Annotated in this window: 19 protein-coding genes and 1 pseudogene; 11 read left to right on the top strand and 9 right to left on the bottom strand. The window is 46.5% G+C overall.

Annotation, left to right across the window (positions count from 1 at the left end; translation table 11 throughout):
* Positions 1 to 193: 193 nt before the first annotated feature.
* Positions 194 to 691, bottom strand: a complete 498-nt coding sequence (locus QT984_RS07205; RefSeq protein WP_333056374.1) for a pentapeptide repeat-containing protein — start codon at positions 689 to 691, stop codon at positions 194 to 196.
* Positions 692 to 800: 109 nt separating this feature from the next.
* Here QT984_RS07205 and QT984_RS07210 point away from each other — a divergent pair, with 109 nt between their 5' ends.
* Positions 801 to 1,169 carry a phage holin family protein gene (locus QT984_RS07210; protein WP_333056376.1) on the top strand — a complete coding sequence of 123 codons (369 nt, stop codon included), beginning with the start codon at positions 801 to 803 and terminating at the stop codon, positions 1,167 to 1,169.
* Between the two features lie 4 nt (positions 1,170 to 1,173).
* Here the strand turns inward: QT984_RS07210 and QT984_RS07215 are convergent, their stop codons facing one another.
* The gene (locus QT984_RS07215) at positions 1,174 to 2,124 is read right to left on the bottom strand and encodes a cobalamin biosynthesis protein (protein WP_333056379.1); all 951 of its coding nucleotides are present in this window, start codon (positions 2,122 to 2,124) and stop codon (positions 1,174 to 1,176) included.
* Positions 2,125 to 2,244: 120 nt separating this feature from the next.
* Between QT984_RS07215 and QT984_RS07220 the strand changes: the two genes are divergently transcribed.
* Entirely contained in the window at positions 2,245 to 2,607 is a 363-nt protein-coding gene (locus tag QT984_RS07220) for a hypothetical protein (protein WP_333056380.1), read from the top strand.
* Between the two features lie 50 nt (positions 2,608 to 2,657).
* Here the strand turns inward: QT984_RS07220 and QT984_RS07225 are convergent.
* A pseudogene (locus QT984_RS07225) lies at positions 2,658 to 2,855 on the bottom strand (TetR/AcrR family transcriptional regulator); the annotation flags it as partial.
* A 75-nt stretch (positions 2,856 to 2,930) separates the two neighbouring features.
* On the opposite strand from QT984_RS07225, the gene QT984_RS07230 reads away from it, so the two are divergent.
* Positions 2,931 to 3,293, top strand: a complete 363-nt coding sequence (locus QT984_RS07230; protein WP_333056382.1) for a hypothetical protein — start codon at positions 2,931 to 2,933, stop codon at positions 3,291 to 3,293.
* A 219-nt stretch (positions 3,294 to 3,512) separates the two neighbouring features.
* Here the strand turns inward: QT984_RS07230 and QT984_RS07235 are convergent, their stop codons facing one another.
* Positions 3,513 to 4,130 carry a helix-turn-helix domain-containing protein gene (locus tag QT984_RS07235; RefSeq protein WP_333056383.1) on the bottom strand — a complete coding sequence of 206 codons (618 nt, stop codon included), beginning with the start codon at positions 4,128 to 4,130 and terminating at the stop codon, positions 3,513 to 3,515.
* Positions 4,131 to 4,441: 311 nt separating this feature from the next.
* Here QT984_RS07235 and QT984_RS07240 point away from each other — a divergent pair, with 311 nt between their 5' ends.
* Entirely contained in the window at positions 4,442 to 6,037 is a 1,596-nt protein-coding gene (locus QT984_RS07240) for a pitrilysin family protein (RefSeq protein ID WP_333056385.1), read from the top strand.
* Between the two features lie 308 nt (positions 6,038 to 6,345).
* Entirely contained in the window at positions 6,346 to 7,827 is a 1,482-nt protein-coding gene (locus QT984_RS07245; RefSeq protein WP_333207831.1) for a pitrilysin family protein, read from the top strand.
* Positions 7,828 to 7,907: 80 nt separating this feature from the next.
* On the opposite strand, the gene asnS is transcribed toward QT984_RS07245, so the two are convergent.
* Positions 7,908 to 9,299, bottom strand: coding sequence for an asparagine--tRNA ligase (asnS, locus tag QT984_RS07250; protein WP_333261399.1), 1,392 nt, complete (start codon positions 9,297 to 9,299; stop codon positions 7,908 to 7,910).
* A 107-nt stretch (positions 9,300 to 9,406) separates the two neighbouring features.
* Positions 9,407 to 9,772, bottom strand: coding sequence for a DUF2203 domain-containing protein (locus QT984_RS07255; protein ID WP_333056390.1), 366 nt, complete (start codon positions 9,770 to 9,772; stop codon positions 9,407 to 9,409).
* Between the two features lie 118 nt (positions 9,773 to 9,890).
* Here QT984_RS07255 and QT984_RS07260 point away from each other — a divergent pair, with 118 nt between their 5' ends.
* Positions 9,891 to 10,166 (top strand): DUF6439 family protein, encoded by a 276-nt coding sequence (locus tag QT984_RS07260; RefSeq protein ID WP_333056391.1) that lies wholly within the window; start codon positions 9,891 to 9,893, stop codon positions 10,164 to 10,166.
* 246 nt (positions 10,167 to 10,412) lie between these two features.
* On the opposite strand, the gene QT984_RS07265 is transcribed toward QT984_RS07260, so the two are convergent.
* Positions 10,413 to 10,901 (bottom strand): anti-sigma regulatory factor, encoded by a 489-nt coding sequence (locus QT984_RS07265; RefSeq protein WP_333056392.1) that lies wholly within the window; start codon positions 10,899 to 10,901, stop codon positions 10,413 to 10,415.
* A gap of 696 nt (positions 10,902 to 11,597) precedes the next feature.
* Between QT984_RS07265 and QT984_RS07270 the strand changes: the two genes are divergently transcribed.
* Both QT984_RS07270 and QT984_RS07275 read left to right on the top strand, forming a co-directional pair.
* On the top strand, positions 11,598 to 12,509 hold the full coding sequence (locus tag QT984_RS07270; protein ID WP_333373665.1) for an alpha/beta fold hydrolase: 912 nt from the start codon (positions 11,598 to 11,600) through the stop codon (positions 12,507 to 12,509).
* A 188-nt stretch (positions 12,510 to 12,697) separates the two neighbouring features.
* Positions 12,698 to 13,684 (top strand): aldo/keto reductase, encoded by a 987-nt coding sequence (locus QT984_RS07275; protein WP_333056395.1) that lies wholly within the window; start codon positions 12,698 to 12,700, stop codon positions 13,682 to 13,684.
* 351 nt (positions 13,685 to 14,035) lie between these two features.
* On the opposite strand, the gene QT984_RS07280 is transcribed toward QT984_RS07275, so the two are convergent.
* Positions 14,036 to 14,176 carry a hypothetical protein gene (locus tag QT984_RS07280; protein ID WP_333056396.1) on the bottom strand — a complete coding sequence of 47 codons (141 nt, stop codon included), beginning with the start codon at positions 14,174 to 14,176 and terminating at the stop codon, positions 14,036 to 14,038.
* A gap of 108 nt (positions 14,177 to 14,284) precedes the next feature.
* On the bottom strand, positions 14,285 to 15,976 hold the full coding sequence (locus tag QT984_RS07285) for a transglutaminase domain-containing protein (protein ID WP_333056422.1): 1,692 nt from the start codon (positions 15,974 to 15,976) through the stop codon (positions 14,285 to 14,287).
* Positions 15,977 to 16,383: 407 nt separating this feature from the next.
* Between QT984_RS07285 and QT984_RS07290 the strand changes: the two genes are divergently transcribed.
* From QT984_RS07290 to QT984_RS07300, 3 genes are all read left to right on the top strand, one after another.
* Complete coding sequence (locus QT984_RS07290; protein WP_333056397.1) at positions 16,384 to 17,250, top strand: DUF928 domain-containing protein; 867 nt, start codon at positions 16,384 to 16,386, stop codon at positions 17,248 to 17,250.
* A 244-nt stretch (positions 17,251 to 17,494) separates the two neighbouring features.
* The gene (locus QT984_RS07295) at positions 17,495 to 17,617 is read left to right on the top strand and encodes a hypothetical protein (RefSeq protein WP_333207822.1); all 123 of its coding nucleotides are present in this window, start codon (positions 17,495 to 17,497) and stop codon (positions 17,615 to 17,617) included.
* A gap of 78 nt (positions 17,618 to 17,695) precedes the next feature.
* Positions 17,696 to 19,855: a ShlB/FhaC/HecB family hemolysin secretion/activation protein gene (locus tag QT984_RS07300; RefSeq protein WP_333056399.1), complete on the top strand. Its 2,160-nt coding sequence runs from the start codon at positions 17,696 to 17,698 to the stop codon at positions 19,853 to 19,855.
* The last annotated feature ends 203 nt before the right edge of the window (positions 19,856 to 20,058 follow it).

A 20,058-nucleotide genomic window follows, 5' to 3' on the forward strand; every position in this document is an offset into this window, starting at 1 on the left:
GTGAATTATTCGTGGTGTGGGGGCGGGTTTATCTAAATTGTTGGTAATCCTTAGATATTTTTGGTGGAACCCGCCCCTACCAAATAGGGTTTCGTAGGGGTGGGTTCCACCAACCATAATCGCCCCAAACAAACAATTTCAAAAACCCGCCCCCACCCAACAAACAATCATCAGTAATTGACCGGAGATGATATCAGCGGCATCCCAAAGAATCGCGAGTAGAAATCCCAGTTTGGGAATTAATCCCGGTGGCCTTTGTGCACAATTCTTTAACTTGTGATCCGTCCATAATTGCATCAGTAAAGTCAGCGCCGGTAATATCAGCTCCCTCAAAAGTAGAACGCAGCAAAATTGTTTCTGCTAATATTGCATCGCTTAAATCGGCCTTAGTAAATTTAACTTGATCAATCATTGCATTAGTTAAATTTGCTCCGTGCAAATTCGCCTCAGTCATCACCGAAGCGCTCATAATTGCTCCCCGCAAATCGGCATTAGAAAAATTAGTCAAGTCCATATTAGCGTTAGAAAACTCAGCGGCCCGCAGCATTTGACCAGAAAAATCGCGTCTTGTCAGTTCGGCGTTGCTAAAGGACAAGGGCGGAGCGTAATATTTAGATTGAGCTTGGGCTGGCCGCGGCAGGATGAAGATAGTTAGCGCGAATAGGAATGCTGCTAGTTGCCGGAGTTTCATAATTCTGATATTCTCGCAAGGTGGGTATTTCGTAGTGTATCCCGAACTTTGGTCGATCGACTAAACAGTTACAATCTTAATAAATAGTGATGGAGATGGACAAAAAGATATGCTAAGTTTTTTCTTAACTTGGATAGTAGCAGCGGTTTCGCTGATCATTACCGCTAACATTGTACCAGGTATGGCGGTGGTTAGCTTTCCGGCGGCGATGCTGGCTGCTGTTGTTATCGGATTGGTGAACGCGGTTGTCAGACCGATTCTTACATTGATGACGCTTCCTTTGACCATTATTACTTTAGGTTTGTTTTTATTCGTTGTCAATGCAATTTCGCTTTCCCTGGCTTCCTGGTTAGCGAGTGTGTTCAGTATCGGCTTTGTGGTTAACGGTTTTTGGCCGGCTTTGGTGGGTTCCATTGTGTTGTCATTCGTTTCTGGGTTGATTGGTCGATTTGTGAATGCCAATACTTTGTCTCAGTAGTACATTATCCCAGATACTCCAGATATTCGATCGGGCAAACTGCAACGGCTACTGTTACCGCAGAACCCGCCCTAACCCCTCCTTGTGAAAGGGGGGGATTTTTGCTGCGAAATATTTGTTTAGGGACTAAAAGCCTTTGCTGGGCGGGCAAGATGCCCACCCCACAAGCAGATTCACTGTTTGTGGAACAGGCATCTTGCCTGTTGTTGAGAATTGTGGAACAGGCATCTTGCCTGTTGTTGAGAATGGTACGGGCGGGCAAGATGCCCTCCCCACAAGCAGATTCAGTCTTTGTGGAACAGGCATCTTGCCTGTTGTTGAGAATTGTGGAACAGGCATCTTGCCTGTTCTTGAGAATGGTACAAGATATTAGTTCGATCGCACAAAGTGCCGCAGCTTCTGCTACGCTGGGCGTGCCGACTTCTTTGACTACAATATTTGAAGGATTGGGGACTTCTACGGAACTTAAAATGTCAGCCCCAAAGGTTTTTAACGGCCAATTTCGCGCTTGACAAAGCTCCAGCAAGCCGACTTCACCTGCTTTAGTATCTATTGTAGCAATACCTGCGATCGCACTTTCGGCTAAATGATAAGCACGGCATACTTGTTTAATCGCAGTTTCGATTAATTCTCGCCCTGTTCCGCCTTCACAACCTATCCCTACCCACAACACTCTCGGATGCCACTGAACCTTTGGCAAAACAGATTCCGGCGAAAATCTTCTCTGGGTGAAACTAATCCAAATTCGGGCTTTGATAGTTGATAGATTTTCCCCATCCCAATACAAAGAATGTTTTTCTGGCAGACTGTTTTGCCACAACGTAGAACCCACTTCTTGAATTACTTCGACAGTTTCCCCTCTAGCAAGAGCCGCCGCCACTCCAGTCCAGTCACCTTCGCCCCGCCTCCAACCGCTGGGAATCTCTAGCATATCTAAAGTAAATTCATCGTTCATTATTCAGTTATCTATTCTGTAGTTTCACTGCGACCGCAATCTTAAAAAAAACTTAACACTCTGTTTAGTGAAAATTTTGGTATAATTGTAGCACAAACTACAAAAAACCCAAGATTTAAGATGGTAGAACTAAATCAGTTACTGTTAGAGTTTGAAAGCAACCTCAAATGGGAAGGAGTGACAAAAGAATGGATAGACCGCCGGGAAAGTTGGGTTAGCGATGTGGCAGCATCAGTTAACCTGACATATCTAGCAGAATTGCTAGTTGAATTGGAATCTAACTTGCAGTGGGAATCGGTGGATATTCAGTGGCAACAGCGTCGAGACCGTTGGGTAGAAGAATGTCTGGCAGCATCGATTGTTCAAGAAGTATCAAGTTTATTGCTGGAACTTGAAACCAATACCAATTGGGAAGCGGTTACCGATGAATGGCAGCAGAATCGCGAGAAATGGGTACAGCAAATGCACAAGTTTAAGGAGTAGTTTCGAGGATTTAGAGCCTGTAGATATGCGTTTTCAGACTCTAACATTTCCTAATGACTAATCACTAATTCTTCATCTTTCTGCAAAACCCCATTTAGAAAAATATCAGCGAGTCCTTCAGCCATTTTTTGCATTTGCTGCCGAGAAGCATTCGGCTTCATAATCGTATTTTGACTGAAGGGCGCCACTGCAAACATTCTCAAAAATACCTGAGCCGTTTCCCAAAAAGCCTCAGCCACATCGCTCACTATAAAAAACCAAGAGTCTAAATCAATAAAATTTGTACAAAAATAGCACCAACTGCAAACAAGACAAAATTTAATATGGTAGAACTAAACCAATTACTGTTAGAGTTTCAAGCCCACCTAAACGGGGATGCAGTGACGGAAGAATGGAAAGAACGTCGCGACTGTTGGATGAGCGAGGTGTCAGCAGCAATTGACGAAAAACACCTAGCCAAATTGCTAGTTGAATTAGAATCAAATTATCAGCGAGAAGCAGTACAAAGTCTCTGGAAAATGATCCGTGAAAGTTGGGTAGAAGAATGTCATATAGCATCGACGCTGGAAGAAGTATCAAGTCTCTTGCTGGAACTTGAAAGCAATACAACTTGGGAAGTAGTGACGGATGAATGGCAGAATAATCGGGAGAAGTGGGTACAGCAAATGTACGAATTTATAGAGTAATTGGGGATTGGGGATGGGTGAGGGGTTATTGGTTATAACTGAGATATTGCACCATTCTCAATTAGCCGTAGGGGCGGGTTCGCCAACAGCCTTAAAGCTTGCAAATAGGTTCTATAAACCCGCCAGACCCCACGAAAAATCCTCTTATTGATATTGCTGCAAGATGTCGGTTATAACCAATAACCAATAAATAACCAATAACTAATAACTAATGACTAATTATTCATCTTTCTGCAAAACCCCATTCAGAAAAATATCTGCGAGTCCTTCGGCCATTTCCTGCATTTCCTGGGGCGAAGCATTCGGCTCCATAATCGTATTTTGACTGAAACCCGCGACTGCAAACATTCCCAAAAATACCTGAGCGACAATCTTCGGATTCATCTTCCGATAAACTCCTTTTTCCATCGCGGTTTCAAAAAAAGCCTCAGCCACATCGCTCATTTTTCCGATGACTTCCAACTGAATTCTGTCGCGCAAATCCGGGTGAAATTGTGCCTCCAAAAAACACACCCGCATCATGTCGCTATTCTCGCGGATATTCAGCATCCGTCGCCGCATCACCTGAGCCACTGCTTTGTAACTGCCCATCTCGCTTAATTCTGTCAGCAAATCCGTCAGCAACTCCACCCATCCTTCCGTCGCCACCTCAATCAAAATCGCTTTTTTATTATCAAAATGCCGAAAAAGCGTACCCTCGGCCACCCCCGCCGCTGCTGCTAAATCGCGAGTTGTCGTCCCGTCGTATCCGCTGCGGGCAAACAACCGCTGAGCGGCTTGTAAAATCCGCTTCTTGGTTTCTGTTTCAGAAGGAGGAGACTGATTAAAAATTCGCATGGCTTTGCAATGGGTAATTTGCTACTTGGAACTACGGGAGCTGGACTGAGGGACTAATTGATGTTAAGTTTTAAAAAGAATCTCTGGCATTGAGGGCAAACATTTTTTTGTTTGACAATCCAAAATCCAAAATCTAAAATCTAAAATCGAATGACCCTTTTTGAGATTTGCTGTATCAGCCTAACATCTGCGGCGCAACAGATCGCTTATGCCTCAAAAAATCTTTATCCTGAGAAAAGAATCTCTGGCCACCGAGCACAAACATTGTTTGTTTGACAATCCAAAATCTAAAATCTAAAATCTAAAATCGAATGACCCCGCAGTTCCAAAAACCCCGTGAAGCGAAGCTATCCCGTAGGGAATCGCCCGTGAGCCAAACTCGATTCATCGCCTCCCTGCTAGCCGCTGTACTGCTGTGGTGGGGACTTTCCCCCGAAATCGCCCTCGCCCGCCCCAACCCCGCTAGCGGCTCCCAAGCAGTCTCTGTTCAACCGTCGCTCGATCGAGTAATCAGCCAAGTCAGCGAATTTAAGCTCGACAACGGCATGAAATTCATCGTACTCGAAAGGCCCAGAGCGCCCGTAGCATCGTTTCTGATTCACGCCGATGTCGGCGGGGCAAACGAACCCGACGGCCAAACCGGAGTCGCTCACTATCTCGAACATTTAGCCTTCAAAGGCACGCCAAAAATCGGCACTACCGACTACCAAGCCGAAAAGCCGCTGCTAGAAAAACAAGACCAACTCTTCGAGCAAATGCAAGCAGCCAAGGCCAGCGGCAAAACTGAAGAAGTCGCCCAATTAAAAGCAGAATTTGACAAAGTTGAAGCCGAAGCTTCGCAATTTGTCAAGCGCAATGAACTGGGCAAAATAGTGGAACAAGCAGGCGGAGTCGGACTAAATGCCGCTACTTCCACCGACGCCACAATGTATTTTTACAGCCTGCCAGCTAATAAGTTAGAAATGTGGATGTCGCTGGAATCAGAGCGATTTCTAGAACCAGTATTTCGGGAATTTTACAAAGAAAAACAGGTAATTTTAGAAGAGCGCAGGCTGCGAACCGAGAATTCTCCGATCGGACAAATGGTTGAAGCTTTTGCCAACAAAGCTTTCTCTGTTCATCCCTACCGTCGCCCCGTAATTGGCTACACTGAAGACATTAAAAACCTCACCCGCAGCGACGTGCAGAAGTTTTTCGATACTCACTATGTCCCCAGCAAGCTGACTGTGGCAGTGGTAGGAGACGTGAAAGCTTCGGAGGTGAAGCGACTCGCTCAAATTTATTTCGGCCGTTACAAGGCTTCACCAGAGCCTCCAGAATTGCAGATTGTCGAACCTCCCCAAACGCAAACTAAGGAAGTGACGCTGCAATTAAAAACTCAACCTTGGTATTTGGAAGGATACCACAAACCGGCGATGAATCATCCCGACAATGCGGTTTATGAAATGATTGGTTCTTTGCTCAGCGATGGCCGCACTTCTCGGCTCTATAAATCTTTGGTAGAACAACAGCAATTGGCGCTGGCTGCTCAAGGTTTCAGTGGTTATCCTGGGGAAAAGTATCCGAATTTGATGTTATTTTACGCTCAAACTGCTCCGGGCCGCACGGTTGATGAAGTAGCCTCCGCTTTGAGGAAGGAAATCGAGCGCCTGAAAACAGAGCCGGTTTCTGCTTTGGAATTGGAGCGCGTGAAAACTCAGGCGAGAGCCGATTTGTTGCGATCGCTCAATTCTAATATGGGCATGGCATTTTCGCTGGTGGACTATCAAGTAAACACCGGTTCGTGGCGAAATTTGTTTAAGGAATTGGATGCGATCGCGGCTGTTACTCCCGCTGACATTCAGCGTGTCGCTCAGGCAACTTTCCGCCCGGAAAATCGCACGATTGGTAAGCTTTTGCCTCTGTAAGAAGAAGGAAGAAGGAAGAAAAACTCGTTTTCAGGCTCTGCCCCTTCCTGACAACTTAAGACTAAAACCCATAATAAATGTCGCTTTTAGTCGAATCTAGATCCCCCTAAATCCCCCTTAAGAAGGGGGACTTTGAGAACACTCTTGTCCCCCCCTTAATAAGGGGGGTTAGGGGGGATCTTGCAGTTCGCGACAAACAAGAGAGACGGTAGGTTTAACGTTAAGTTGTCACGCCTTGGGCAGAGCCGGGGAACGCAGATCCAGAGGCTCTGCCTCGCTATGTCACAATAGGAAACTTAGGAGAAAGAATGAAAAGGACTAAATTGAGACTGAAAAAAGTAAAGTTATTTCTGCTATCGCTGTGCTTTTTTACAGTTTCACTGGGCACGTTTAATTTGTTACCTTCCTTTGCTGCTGCACCGAAACACTACGACGAATTAACATTTCCCCCGCTGTCCGAAATTAAACTGCCTAAATATACTCGCTTCGAGCTGAAAAATGGTATCCGGGTTTATCTTATGGAAGACCGGGAATTGCCGTTAGTCGGGGGAACGGCGCTATTTCGCACGGGCGATCGTTTTGAACCAGCCGATAAAATTGGATTGGGAGGTTTGACGGGAGAAGTGATGCGAACTGGCGGTACTAGCCGGCATACTGCTGATGAATTAAATCAGTTGCTAGAACAGCGAGCAGCTTCGGTAGAAACGGGGATTGATGTTGCTTCTGGCACGGCTAATTTTAGTGCTTTAGCTGAAGATTTGGAACCCGTGTTTGACTTATTTGCGGAAGTGATTCGGGAGCCAATGTTTGCTCAGGAAAAGTTAGATTTAGCGAAGAACCAAACTCAAGGTGCGATCGCCCGCCGCAATGACGATCCTGACGATATTACCGGCCGCGAGTTTCAAAAGTTAATTTATGGCGATCGCAGTCCTTACGCGCGCACGGTAGAATACAAAACCCTCGCCAATATTTCCCGCGACGATGTGGTGAGTTTCTACCAGAAATATTTCCATCCCAAGAATATGATTTTGGGTATTGCTGGCGATTTTGATACAGCTAAAATGCGATCGCTCGTCGAGGAAAAATTCGGCAACTGGGAACCGAATCAAAGTGCAGAAGTGCCTGCTCTACCAACCGTATCGCCAGCAAAGGACGGCGGCATATTTTTAGTAAATCAGCCGCAATTAAGTCAAAGTTACGTGCAAATGGGACATTTGGGCGGAATGCTCAGCAGTCCAGATTACGGTGCTTTGGACGTAATGAACGGGGTTCTCAACGGTTTCGGCGGCCGTTTGTTCAATAACGTGCGATCGCGCCAAGGCTTAGCTTATTCAGTATACGCGGCTTGGAGTCCGAGATATGACTATCCGGGGGTGTTTGTCGCAGGAGGCCAAACGCGATCAGATGCCACCGTACCGTTTATCCAGGCAATTCGCGCCGAGATCGATCGTATCCGCACCGAACCAATTACCCAGGAAGAATTAGCTTTTGCTAAAGATTCCACCCTAAATTCATTCATCTTCAAATTTGAAAATCCCAGTCAAACTTTGTCGCGATTAATCCGCTACGAATACTACGGTTATCCCGAAGATTTCATTTTTCGCTACCGCCGCAGCATCGAAGCAGCAACAATTGCCGACGTGCAGCGCGTAGCTCAGACTTATTTGAAACCGGAGAATCTGGTAACATTAGTAGTGGGAAATACGGCGGCAATTGAACCGCCGTTATCGAGTTTGGGAACTTCGGTCAAAGTGCAATCTGTTGATATCACAATTCCCTCGGCGACTTAATTTATTTGTGATTAGGAGTCGCCGATCTGGGTAAGGACACGGCAATGCCGTGTCCCTCCTCTTTGCCACACAATCCTACACTAAAAATCAATACTCAAAGGCGATCTCGGAAACGGAATCACATCCCGAATATTCCCCATTCCAGTCATAAACTGCACTAACCGTTCAAATCCCAAACCAAACCCAGCGTGAGGTACAGTGCCGTAGCGGCGCAAATCCAAATACCACCACAATTCCTCCTTATTCATACCCTGGGCTTCCATGCGCCGCTCCAACACATCCAGCCTTTCTTCCCGCTGCGAACCGCCGATAATTTCCCCAATATTAGGAGCCAAAACATCCATTGCTCGCACCGTTTTCTCGTCCTCATTTAAACGCATATAAAATGCTTTAATCCCGACGGGATAATCGCTGACAATGGTCGGCTTTTTAAACAAATCCTCAGCCAAATAACGCTCGTGTTCCGACTGCAAATCCAAGCCCCAACTTACCGGAAAATCAAACTTTTTGTCGGCTTTTTCCAAAAGTGCGATCGCCTCGGTATAAGTAATCCGCTCAAACTGATTATTAATGATATTTTCAGCAGTAGCCAAAACCGTTTTGTCAATGCGATCGTTGAAAAACTCCATATCTTCCGGGCAATGCTCCAAAACGTATTTAAAAATGTACTTTAAAAACGCCTCAGCCAAATCCATATCTCCCTGCAAATCGCAGAAAGCCATCTCCGGTTCAATCATCCAAAACTCCGCCAAATGCCGCGAAGTATTAGAATTTTCCGCTCGGAAAGTCGGGCCAAAAGTGTAAACATTTCCGAAAGCCATCGCCATAACTTCCGCTTCCAACTGGCCGCTAACTGTTAAATAGGCGCGCTTTCCAAAAAAGTCTTTAGCATAATCAACCTCTTGCGAATCAGTGCGCGGCACATTCTTTAAATCAAAGTTGGTAACGGCGAACATTTCCCCCGCACCTTCGCAGTCGCTAGCAGCAATAATCGGAGTATGAACCCACAAAAAACCGCGTTCTTGAAAAAATTGGTGTACGGCCGCCGAACAAGCATTGCGGACTCGAAAGACAGCACCGTGAGTGTTTGTGCGCGGCCGCAAATGCGCGATTGTCCGCAAAAATTCAAAGGAATGGCGCTTTTTTTGCAGGGGATAAGTTTGCGGGTCTGCATCACCGTAAACTTGTACTTGTGAAGCTTTCAACTCAATTCGCTGTCCTTTTGCGGGAGACGCTACCAGCACACCCGACACTTCTAGAGATGCACCTGTATTCAGTTGTTTCAGTACATTTTCAAAATCTGGCAAATCGGAATTTATGACTACTTGCAAGTTAGCCATCGCCGAACCATCGTTGACTTCGACAAAGGCAAAATCTTTCAATTCGCGCTTAGTGCGAACCCAGCCTTGAACAGTTACCGTTTCGTCGGGTTCACCAGCGCGCAAAATTGCTGCAATCCGTTGATTTGTCATATCCACTCCCGTTTATTTAATATTTTGCACCATAATTCTCTCTTTTCTCTTCCTCTGCGCCCTCTGCGCCCTCTGCGGTAAAAAAAAATCAAAAATCATAACATAATTCAACCGACATAGGATTTCAAAATCCAACCGATCAAAATGCCAAGCCCCCCAAACCGAACTGCTTGCCAAAAAGGTTGTTTTATGCTTCCCCACGAAAACAGGCTGCTTTCTAAATTCAACTCGATAGTTTCCAATTCTTGCTCAATTTCCCGCAATTCTTTTTTGAGTTGCGGCAATGGATTTGGGCGCTTGGACTGGCGGATTTCTTCGCGCCGATGACCGAGTTCGACTTGGCGCTGTCGATCGACCTGAATTTGAGTGTACCGTTCTTTGACTGCTGCGAGCGATCGCTCAACGGCTGCGATCGCTTGAACAAACTCACTTTCTTGCTCTTCGGGATTTAACTCTGACGGCTGTTGAGGCATTTCGATCTGCAAACCTGACAATAATAATAAAAAAAACCGATTTCCAATTAAGTTGTTATTATATGCAGTATATTTTTAAAATTCTGAAACGGCAGCCAAATCCGTATAATTGCCAATTATGCTTGAAACTACACAAACAACCCAAACTGTCAACCTCAACGAGCTGAGTACGGTAGAACTAGCCCAAGCTCTCGCCGCGCGCCTCGCCATCCCCGAAAAAGATTGGCATCGCCTCAAAGCCAACCGTTCCGCGCGCGCCTGCGAGCAAGCTGCGGCCGCTTTGGTCTTTTTGCTCAAAAAACAGCCCGAAGAAGCTCTCCCGCGCTTAAACCAAGCGGCAGGATGGCTGGATCGATCGATATCTGCTCCTCCCTGTCCCACCCACGGCAAATGATTTTGAGTTTTGATTCTGGAGTTTTGGCTTGAGTAGTTGCTCAAAACTTAGACAATCGCGCCGCTCGATCGAGCAGCGCGATTGTGAGTTCAAAAGATTTATACTTTTTTAACTCAAAACTCACATTTTGCATTACGATCAGCTATCAATAGCCATAGCGTTCAAATTCTCACTGCAAACTTCAGTCCGGGAACGAAAAAATTTCCAGGTCTAGCTGAGGTGAAAACTGCTGCTTTCATAGCGGTGCTAGCGCAACCCCGGCAGCCGATACCGACTGGGAAGTTCTTTGCACAGCCGTAACTCGGTACCTTGAGAATTCCACTCTACCCGATCGAATATTTGGTAAAGAATAAACAACCCCCTACCACATTCCTGTTCCACATGGGGTAGTGCAGAGTTATCTGCAACCTCCTCTGCGAGGAGATTGTCGCAATCATCGGTATAAAGGTTGCAACTGCAAGGGGCCTTAAAGCCAGAACCTTCATCCGATATCACCCACCAATATTGGTTTTGGACGATCGAAAAACGGACTCCAACAGTTTTACCGGGATCTAATTTGTTTCCATGCTTAGCAGCATTTACCAAAGCTTCTTGAAGCCCCAACCGCAATTGGGCTTGCCAGATTTCTGGCACCTCTGCTAGGAGCAGATCCAAAATAGGACAAAGGTATAGAGTAGAAGCGAAGCTAATAGTAATCCAATTGCGTCCGACGGGACGAGGTGAAATAGCAATCACTCAGAAAACTCCCTAACTTTCAGGTGGATAAAGTTCACACCCTGCATAGTTGGCTCCCTAGTATTCAAAATGCTAATTAATTGAGCGGCGCAGCTCTACTTATATCTTAGAGTATCCAAGCAATTAAGAACAGCAAACCACGTCACAAAATATTCAGCGATTCTGAGAAACTTCTGCAGAGAACCATCAGTAATTTTACTTATAAGTTCTCCCAGCAGCGAAATTTTGAGCTCAGCTTTTGCCAGCTAGCAACCAAACCACTAGCTGCATCCTCGAAGCCGTCAACACCTCTTGAACAAACGATCCCCACCTAGAAAAGCTCTCCAATAACTCTAAAAAAGTCGATCCCTTAACCCTCGCCAATCAGGTTCGACCCTCGCAGCCCCTAGGCAAGCGCCATCGCCCAGAACTTGATTTTGCCGCCAAACAGCAAAATCATCATACCTAGGTATGTTGCAGCCAAAACCCAATTTATTATCCAAAATGCGATCGGGTCAAATATCTCCCATTGCTGCGCCCCTCACAAAATCAATATTTGTTACAAAACTTATTAATTATGAGTGCGTGAGATCCCGATATCTCAACTCGCCCAAATTGACCAATCCTTTGCTGGCGCAACTCCGGCTCCTTGGTAAAACTATATAAATCTGAATGTCGCGATACAATAGTTAAAGTAAATAATTATTTCTTTACATTATGCAAGCAACCCCAGCCATAACCACAGCCCCCATAGCTGGAACTTACTGGCAGTGGCGAGGGCATTCAGTATACTACGTTCGATCCAGCGATCGGCATCCAGAACGCCCTCCCCTGCTGTTAATTCACGGTTTTGGAGCATCCACAGACCACTGGCGCAAAAATATAAGCGGCCTGAGCAAAGACTTTGAAGTGTGGGCGATCGACCTTTTGGGATTCGGGCGATCGGCAAAACCCGAATTACAGTACAGCGGCGACCTCTGGCGCGACCAACTCCACGACTTTATCACCAACATCATCGGCCGGCCCGCCGTACTAGCAGGCAACTCCCTCGGAGGCTACGCCGCCTTGTGTGTAGCAGCAGGGCGCCCCGAATCAGCAGCCGGACTCATATTAATCAACAGCGCCGGCCCCTTCAGCGAACCGCAGCCCGCACCCGAAGCCCCGCCCTTGCAAAAAGCCATATCTGCAGTAGCTAAAACCTTATTTCAGCAAGATTGGGCAAGTTTTCTGCTGTTCCAGTACGTGCGCCAGCGATCGACAATTCGGAAAACCCTAGAAAAAGTTTATCTCGACCAAAGCGCCGTCACAGACCAATTAGTAGAAGAAATATACCTTCCCTCCTGCGATCCCGGTGCCCCCAAAGTATTCGCCTCCGTATTCCGAACACCCCAAGGCGAAAAAATTGACGTATTGCTGAGTCAATTAACCAGCCCGTTGCTAATGCTGTGGGGAGAAGGCGATCCGTGGATGAATTCCACAGAAAGAAGCGCCAAATTTCGCAAACACTATCCGCAGTTAACAGAACACTTTATCAAAGCCGGTCACTGTCCCCACGACGAAGTACCAGAACAGATAAACGAACTGATTCGCGCATGGATAATTGACAAGGGCATGGGGCATGGGGCATAGGGCATAGGGCATGGGGCATGGGGCATAGGGCATGGGTTACTGGTTATTGGTTATTAGAACGAATAACTAACAAGAAACATAGGACAAATAACCAATGACTAATGACTAATGACTAATGACTAATGACTAATGACTTCATTTAACTTTCAGGTTAAATTATACTTACATATTCTGAGGAGACGGAAACAATGACCCGCAAAAAGACTCGCCGCCATTTTATATTGAGCAGTATAGCTGTTGCCAGCGGCATTGCAGGTGCTAAGGCGATCGAACAGCAGGATCGGGAAATCATAGCCGCACCCAATAACCAGGCGGCCGCCACAGTAAAAATGCCAGAACGACTTTTAGGCAACACCGGCGTGAAAGTGCCGATTTTCGGTTTGGGGGGGGCCGGACAAACACCGCTGTCGCAGCCGGGAAGAGAAGCAGAAGCAGCGGCGCAAATTGAACGGGCGATCGAACTAGGCATTCGCTATTTTGACACGGCGGCCGACTACGGGCCCAGCGAAGAAAACTTAGGCAAAGTTTTGCCACCATATCGAGATCGCCTATTCCTAGCCTCAAAAACCGCCGCCAGAGACAGAGACGGTGCGTGGAGAGACTTAGAGCAATCGCTCAAAAGATTGAAAACCGATAGACTAGACTTGTGGCAACTCCACCACGTCTCATTCCAAACAGAATTAGACCAAATTTTCAGTACCAAAGGAGCAATAAAAGCGATCGAAGAAGCCAAACAGCAAAAAATAATTCGTTTTTCCGGCATCACCGGACACCACGAACCAGCCATCATTGCTGCAGGCTTGGAACGCTATCCTTTTGACACAACATTAATCTGCCTCAACGCCGCCGAAAAACATCACCCGCGCTCCTTTGTTACCAGCGCTTTACCAGTGGCCAAATCCAAAAACATCGGCGTCATAGCCATGAAAATACCAGCTTACGGCAAATTATTTCAGAACGGTGTTTTAGATGGAATGCACCAAGCAATGGGCTACACGCTTTCACTTCCCGGCGTGCACTGCTGCGTCATCGCCGCCGAGTCAGTAAAGCAATTAGAAGAAAACTTAAAAGTCGCCCAAGCATTCAAACCCCTGAACCCAACAGAAATGGCAGCACTTGAAAAACGCACCGCCGCCGCTTGGCAAGAAAATACATTTTTCCGACAGTGGACTTAAAATACCAACTCCAAAATTCCCTTTTTCATCTGTCTTTATTGTGGTGTGTTTATTGTGGCGCGGGCGGGACGCCCGCGATCTCAAATCCACGCTTCATCGGAATTATTCATCTCTCTTATCTCCCTCTGTGTTCTCTGCGTTCTCTGTGGTTAAATCCTTCCGATCCAACCGGAAACGATAGGAATCATAGTTTTGTATGAAAACTCAAGTCCTCACTACGAACCTACAACGTTTATGTTACCAAACTTGATATCATCTGCGGTGAAAATACCTCAAATCACAAAACAAGGCGAGCCAACACGCTCGCCTTGTTTATTATCATAAAAAATGCACTTTGTCAACAGCAAAGAGCTACTTTTTTTTCCGTTTAGCCTTATCTAACCGCCTGCGATCGCGCCACTCAACCGCTGTCAAATAAGCCACCCCACCAGTCACTGTCAGCAGTAGTACAAAGGCCACTAAAACGAGAAAATTAGCAATCGAAAATTCCACAACCCCTCTTCCTCTGATTTTACATTTTCTACTTTCGATTTTAGATGAAAAATGTTAACAATTAACAGTTGAATTTAGACGGCTAACTGTTAACTGTTAACACTCCCTTCAAACTGCTGGCAACTCTGACAAAATGGTAAACCTAACATGATTAATTGCCAGACTTCCCACGGAAACCTCCTCCTTATTTAAAGGAAGACCGCCGCTAGTGAGACTTTGAAACCGAATTCCCTTGCCAATTTCTACGTGATACCAAGCCAAACCCATAAAAAATCGCAACGGATAAGGGCCTCTATCTTGAATATCATCAGGATTAGATTCCATCGGCACCCAGCCAAAACCCGGAATGTAAAACTCCAGCCAAACGTGATTGAAATCCGGTTCCAGCGACACACCTTTTCTGTCACCAAAAGCGGGGCACTTGTAGCGGCCGATCGTGCGGCAAGCAATCCCGTTTAACCTAGCCAAAGCTAACAAAAGTCCCACGTATTCGCCGCAGGAACCGATACCACGGCGCAGCACAATATCGGGAGTGTCAATGTGAGGCCTAATTCCGTAAGAAAGTTGATCGTAAACAAAATTACGAATGCTCAGCAATTGCCTGAGAATGTTAGTTTCCGAGCCAATGGCAGCCACAGCAGCCGATCGCACAATTTCCGTATCCATCGCCAAATTGTCATTATCCACCAAATACTTAGCTGCAAACTCCGGCGACAGCTTCGGAATCTTTTCCACATCCCTCGGTGACAACTGATACTTAATCGATCGAACTTCTAACAAAGCCTTCCAGCCAAAAATTCGGCGTTCCCCAGGGTGCAGCCGATCGAACTTAAACACCGCCACCCGTTCCCCTTCCTGAATTTCCTCAGTAAAAGGCATTCCAATCGGCGTAATTTTCCTAACCTTTTGCCGGTGAGTTTGCGAAGGCAAAGCAATCCGCCACTCCAAATTTTCGATGTCTACCTCATCGAGAGGAGACAGTTCCTCCACATAAGACATTTCCATCAAAAAACCGTTTGACAAAGCGTAGCGATCGGCTTCATTGTAGTGAAAAGACAAAGGCTGAATAAAAGTGCGATCGCGCTTCGTCAACTGAAAAGGATCTTCCGAATTCGGGTCATCCCGGATGTAAAGTTCATCCCCGGCATAAGCCACGTACAGAACCTCCTCCCCCGTTTCCGAATCCTTGTGAAAAGCCAAACCCGAAGGCGACTCAAAGGGAGTCAAAACACTAAATTTAATCTCCCCAGTTCCCCGTTCCAAACAGTAAACAGTTTGCTCAGTCTTGTCGCAAACCCAAATTTCCTCATCCCGGACTGTGATATTTTCTACCCCAATACCGGGGGCGTAAAACCGAGTAATTTCCCGACCAGTTTTCAGGTCAAAAACCAGAATATAGCCCAATCTCTGGCAAGTCACATAAAGCGTAGATTTCCACACAGCAATCCCGTCAGCAGGATAAGAAAGCGAAACAAAATGTTCCGGTTTGAGTTCAGCGATCGCCCCGTCCAGAATTGCGCCCCGACAGCAACAAATATCCTCATCCCGCGCAAACCAGAGAGTATCTTCCGAAATAGCCAGCCCCGTTGCGCCGGCAAACTTAGCCGTTTGATAAGGATTCAAAACAGTAGTGTTGTCACTTTCTCGATCGATCTCCAATAGCAGCCCTTCGGCGCGATCGACAGCGAACAACCTATTTCCTAAAAAAGCAATGCCGTGCAGTGCCAAGACTCCGATGGGTCTGACCATCCGCAGCCCCGAAGGCTGTTTGTCCGAGAGAACAGGTGAATCGAGATTCATGCTAAATTTCTTGCCGGTATTGTACACAAAAACTGATTTGTAACTTGTAGCCGATCGCTTGAGGTTCACCAGCAAAATTGCCGAGTTTCCTGATATCCAGGACTGACGCATCAACCAGGTGTTTTTACCAAAAGACGCGTTGTAGCCTCTTGCTAGAGTTAAAACACCCCGAATATTAGGGTTTAACAAGCTCAACCCAACCTGCTGCTGTGAATGGAAGTAAGTATAACTACTAAGCTACCACTGACAAACGCGACAGAGAATTCTATGTTGAACAGAGCGACCCAAATAATCGTATCTGCCTGAAGATATAAATTAAGTACAACAGATTACTATATCGGTCAAAACCTTGGATAGAATAAAACCGTGCGATAAAGTTCCTAGGTTCATCAGAAGGCAGGTTCGTCATGGCTTTGAAGTCTGCTCTAAATATCAGTGCTCTTTCCTTAATTCTGTCTTTAAAGGCACTGGCCGCCGGTAGTTTTTTAATACCAGCAGAGGCTCTCAACAGCCCCGCAAACATTGTCCAGCGCGCATCACCACCGCAGCTACCCCTCAACTGGCAAACAGTTCAACCCGCCCAAGCAAGCGGAAGTAGACCCAACAGCGAGCAATTGGGATCCGCCTGGAATAGCTTTCAACCGCCACAGGACGGAGTACCCGGAAGGCGGGAAGGGGGAGGAACCCGTGGCTTAGAATGCCCCACGGCCACCACTGCCTTAACTGCCTTGATTCCCCAATCAACTATGGGGCAAACCATATCAGCAAAGCCAACATTTTTCTACTACCTTCCCGTAGCCCTAGACAAAACAGTTCAGTTTGAGTTAGCAGACGAAAGGGACAAAACACTATACAAAAAAAGTTTTCGCATGGTAACTAGCCGTGCAGGTGTAGTTAGCGTCAGCCTCGACTCCGACGACAACTCGCCAACCTTGGAAGTTGGCAAAAACTATCAATGGTACTTTACTATCAAATGCAACCCAAAAAATACAAAAGATGATGTTCTCGTTTCCGGGTGGATCAACCGCACCGCAGTCGCCCCAACCGTGAAAACAGAGTTGGATCGATCGTCCGATCTCACCAAGCTCAGCATCTTCGCCCAACAAAATCTCTGGTACGAGTACCTGGCAACTCTAGCTCAATTGCGTATCCAGTCTCCCAGCGATGCCAGTTTAGCGATCAAATGGTCAGCAGTTTTGAATTCAGTCGAACTCGGCAAAATAGCCCAAGAACCCTTAGTCGCAAGTGAGTTAACACCTATCACAAGAAAATAATTCGATACCAGCTTCACGCAAAGAATGCAGCGGTAGGCCCGTACCCCAAACCCTGATACCCATAAGTCAGTCGATTTGAGATTTGAGATTTGAGATTTTAGATTTACTTGCTGCATTGAATCTGGGAGCAGGAACAGGAGTCTAAAATTTTAGGATCTACACTGATGAACATTCGGGGCACGGTATCCGTTTTTGGGCGAGTCATTGCCAAATCTAAAATCTAAAATCTAAAATCTAAAATAGTATGAGGGGTGCAGCAAGTACGAAAAGCTCGGTTTCGATCGCGGTATTTGGCAGCGCCCCAAATGATTTTTGCCTGTTGCGGGTTGTTTGGTCGATCGTCCTAAATAAATTAAAATTTTTGTAACGATCGGCAGTTCGGACTTTTGGCATCTGGAAAGGCGGGCGGTGGAAATTTTGATGGTCAAATTTCGCCTAATACTAAATGATAAACTGGCATAGTCAAGCAGCCGACAAACTTATTTTAGAGAAATTATTAATTATGCGCCCGAATGCAAATATTGCACTATTTCGGTTGGGGATTTCACTTCTAACAGCGCTCCCGATGGCTTGCTTTTACGCCAATAAAGCTATATCCCAAACAAACGATATTTCTCAGTTGCCGATCGCCGCTGACAACTCAGCAGATACGGGCAATCAAGTATTAGCACTGCAAAAACTAGAAATCAAGCAGGATGAAACAGCAACAAACTTAAATCAGCTTCCCGATGCGATCGAGACCAACCCTGAACCAGAAAGACCATCGAACCGGGCACAGAACAGCCAAGAAGCCTGTTCCACAAGCAGTTTGATTGATTGTGGTACGGGCTTCTTGCCCGAAGCAACAAATCTGGTTGACAACGATCGCCAATGTCAGAACCCGCTAGATTGTAATTTTTTAGCCCAGAACCCGCAGACGCCACCGGGAAACCTCCCGCCCGACTTAAACCGCGATCTAGTACCAAATCCGCTGTTACCGTCGCCGCCGACTCAGCCAGATCCCAATCGCGATCGATTTCTGCAACCGGCCCCGCAGCCTTCCCCAGAACCTCCCCAAGTACCGCCCACAGTAGCGCCGCCGTCTCCGTCGCCAGTTCCCCCAACGCTGCCGAATACACCAATTGATGTGCAGAAAATTCAAGTAGTTGGCAGCACAATTTTAAGCCAAGACGAAATTAATGCCTTAGTCAACCCCTTAGAAGGCCGTTCTACCACCCTAGAACAGCTCAAACAAATCGCCGACAAAATTACCGAAATTTACCTCAATCGTGGCTACATCACTTCGAGAGCAGTCTTGCCGCCCCAAACTATCACCGCAGGGGTAGTCCAAATTCAAGTGATTGAAGGCAAGCTAGCCCGAATTGAGGTAGAAGGAACTAAAAGATTGAATCCAAGTTACATCCGCAGCCGGATTCGACTCGGTGCCGGAAGGCCTTTAAGCACAGCTTTATTAGAAGACCAACTCCGGCTGCTGCGAGTCGATCCTTTATTTGACAATGTAGAAGCCAGTCTGCGGGCCGGGGATAATGAAGCCGAGAGCATTCTGATCGTCCGAGTCTCGGAAGCTAATCCATTTCAACCTACTTTCAGCATTGACAATTACTCGCCTCCCAGTGTCGGTTCCGAAAGATTGGGAGTTAGTTTGCGGCACCGCAATATAACAGGAAATGGCGACGAACTGGCAGCAGCTTATTATCGATCGCTCGGCGATTCAGACGTGTTTGATTTTAGCTATCGCGTGCCGCTAAATGCGATGAACGGCACTTTGCAATTGAGGGCGGCACCGAATCGCAACAGTATCGTACAAGCACCTTTTAACCGTTTTGACATTTCGGGAAAATCGCATTTATTTGAAGTTAGTTACCGCCAGCCGCTGCGGAGAACGCCGATCGAAGAATTTGCCTTATCTGCTGGTTTTACTTATCAGACAGGCAGAACTTTTCTCGAAGGCGAACCGTTTCCTTTTGGCACCGGCCCGGACTCCAATGGTGTCAGCACTACGAGTGCAATTAAGCTGGGACAGGACTACATTCGGCGCGACCCGCAGGGTGCTTGGGCCGTGCGATCGCAATTTACGATCGGCACTAGCTTGTTTGATGCTACTCAAAACGAAGGTTCCGATCCCGACGGACAATTTTTGAGTTGGCTGGGTCAAGTGCAGCGAGTACAGCGATTGAATGACAAACATTTATTAATTTTGCAGGCAGACTTACAGTTGTCAGCTAATAGTTTGTTGCCTTCCCAGCAATTTGTAATTGGCGGCGGACAATCTTTGCGCGGCTATCGCCAAAACGTCCGTTCTGGTGATAACGGCTTCAGAGTTTCCATCGAAGATCGGATTACTTTACAACGCGATGCTTCGGGAAATCCCAAACTTCAATTGGCTCCTTTTTTGGATGCGGGTACCGTATGGAACGTTGCGAACAATCCTAATACATTAACCAATCAGACATTTTTAGCAGGTCTGGGTTTGGGGGTAATCTGGGAACCAATACAGCGGGTGAACCTGCGAGTAGATTACGCTTTTCCTTTGGTGAGAATTAGCGATAAAGGCGACAATCTGCAAGATAACGGCATTTACTTCAATATAATTTATACACCCTAAAGGGACTTACTGATATCTGGCATCATTGTCAGCAACAGGCAAGATGCCTGTTCCACAAAATATAAATTTTCTTGTGGAACAGGCATCTTGCCTGTTCATAAAACCCACATTCCGCAGATGTGGGTCAAAAGATAATAACATCGACGAGCCAACGCCCCGCCGCCGATTCAAGTTACATCCCTTAACGTCTTTTCCTCACCGTT

The organism is Microcoleus sp. Z1_B2, assembly GCF_036700325.1.
In the GTDB taxonomy this organism is placed as follows: domain Bacteria; phylum Cyanobacteriota; class Cyanobacteriia; order Cyanobacteriales; family Microcoleaceae; genus Microcoleus.

Excerpts from the sequence above, each read along its gene's own strand:
- QT984_RS07205 (WP_333056374.1), bottom strand. The coding sequence starts at position 691 with ATGAAACTCCGGCAACTAGCAGCATTCCTATTCGCGCTAACTATCTTC.
- QT984_RS07210 (WP_333056376.1), top strand. The coding sequence starts at position 801 with ATGCTAAGTTTTTTCTTAACTTGGATAGTAGCAGCGGTTTCGCTGATC.
- QT984_RS07215 (WP_333056379.1), bottom strand. The coding sequence starts at position 2,124 with ATGAACGATGAATTTACTTTAGATATGCTAGAGATTCCCAGCGGTTGG.
- QT984_RS07220 (WP_333056380.1), top strand. The coding sequence starts at position 2,245 with ATGGTAGAACTAAATCAGTTACTGTTAGAGTTTGAAAGCAACCTCAAA.
- QT984_RS07230 (WP_333056382.1), top strand. The coding sequence starts at position 2,931 with ATGGTAGAACTAAACCAATTACTGTTAGAGTTTCAAGCCCACCTAAAC.
- QT984_RS07235 (WP_333056383.1), bottom strand. The coding sequence starts at position 4,130 with ATGCGAATTTTTAATCAGTCTCCTCCTTCTGAAACAGAAACCAAGAAG.
- QT984_RS07240 (WP_333056385.1), top strand. The coding sequence starts at position 4,442 with ATGACCCCGCAGTTCCAAAAACCCCGTGAAGCGAAGCTATCCCGTAGG.
- QT984_RS07245 (WP_333207831.1), top strand. The coding sequence starts at position 6,346 with ATGAAAAGGACTAAATTGAGACTGAAAAAAGTAAAGTTATTTCTGCTA.
- asnS (WP_333261399.1), bottom strand. The coding sequence starts at position 9,299 with ATGACAAATCAACGGATTGCAGCAATTTTGCGCGCTGGTGAACCCGAC.
- QT984_RS07255 (WP_333056390.1), bottom strand. The coding sequence starts at position 9,772 with ATGCCTCAACAGCCGTCAGAGTTAAATCCCGAAGAGCAAGAAAGTGAG.
- QT984_RS07260 (WP_333056391.1), top strand. The coding sequence starts at position 9,891 with ATGCTTGAAACTACACAAACAACCCAAACTGTCAACCTCAACGAGCTG.
- QT984_RS07270 (WP_333373665.1), top strand. The coding sequence starts at position 11,598 with ATGCAAGCAACCCCAGCCATAACCACAGCCCCCATAGCTGGAACTTAC.
- QT984_RS07275 (WP_333056395.1), top strand. The coding sequence starts at position 12,698 with ATGACCCGCAAAAAGACTCGCCGCCATTTTATATTGAGCAGTATAGCT.
- QT984_RS07285 (WP_333056422.1), bottom strand. The coding sequence starts at position 15,976 with ATGAATCTCGATTCACCTGTTCTCTCGGACAAACAGCCTTCGGGGCTG.
- QT984_RS07290 (WP_333056397.1), top strand. The coding sequence starts at position 16,384 with ATGGCTTTGAAGTCTGCTCTAAATATCAGTGCTCTTTCCTTAATTCTG.
- QT984_RS07295 (WP_333207822.1), top strand. The coding sequence starts at position 17,495 with ATGAGGGGTGCAGCAAGTACGAAAAGCTCGGTTTCGATCGCGGTATTT.
- QT984_RS07300 (WP_333056399.1), top strand. The coding sequence starts at position 17,696 with ATGATAAACTGGCATAGTCAAGCAGCCGACAAACTTATTTTAGAGAAA.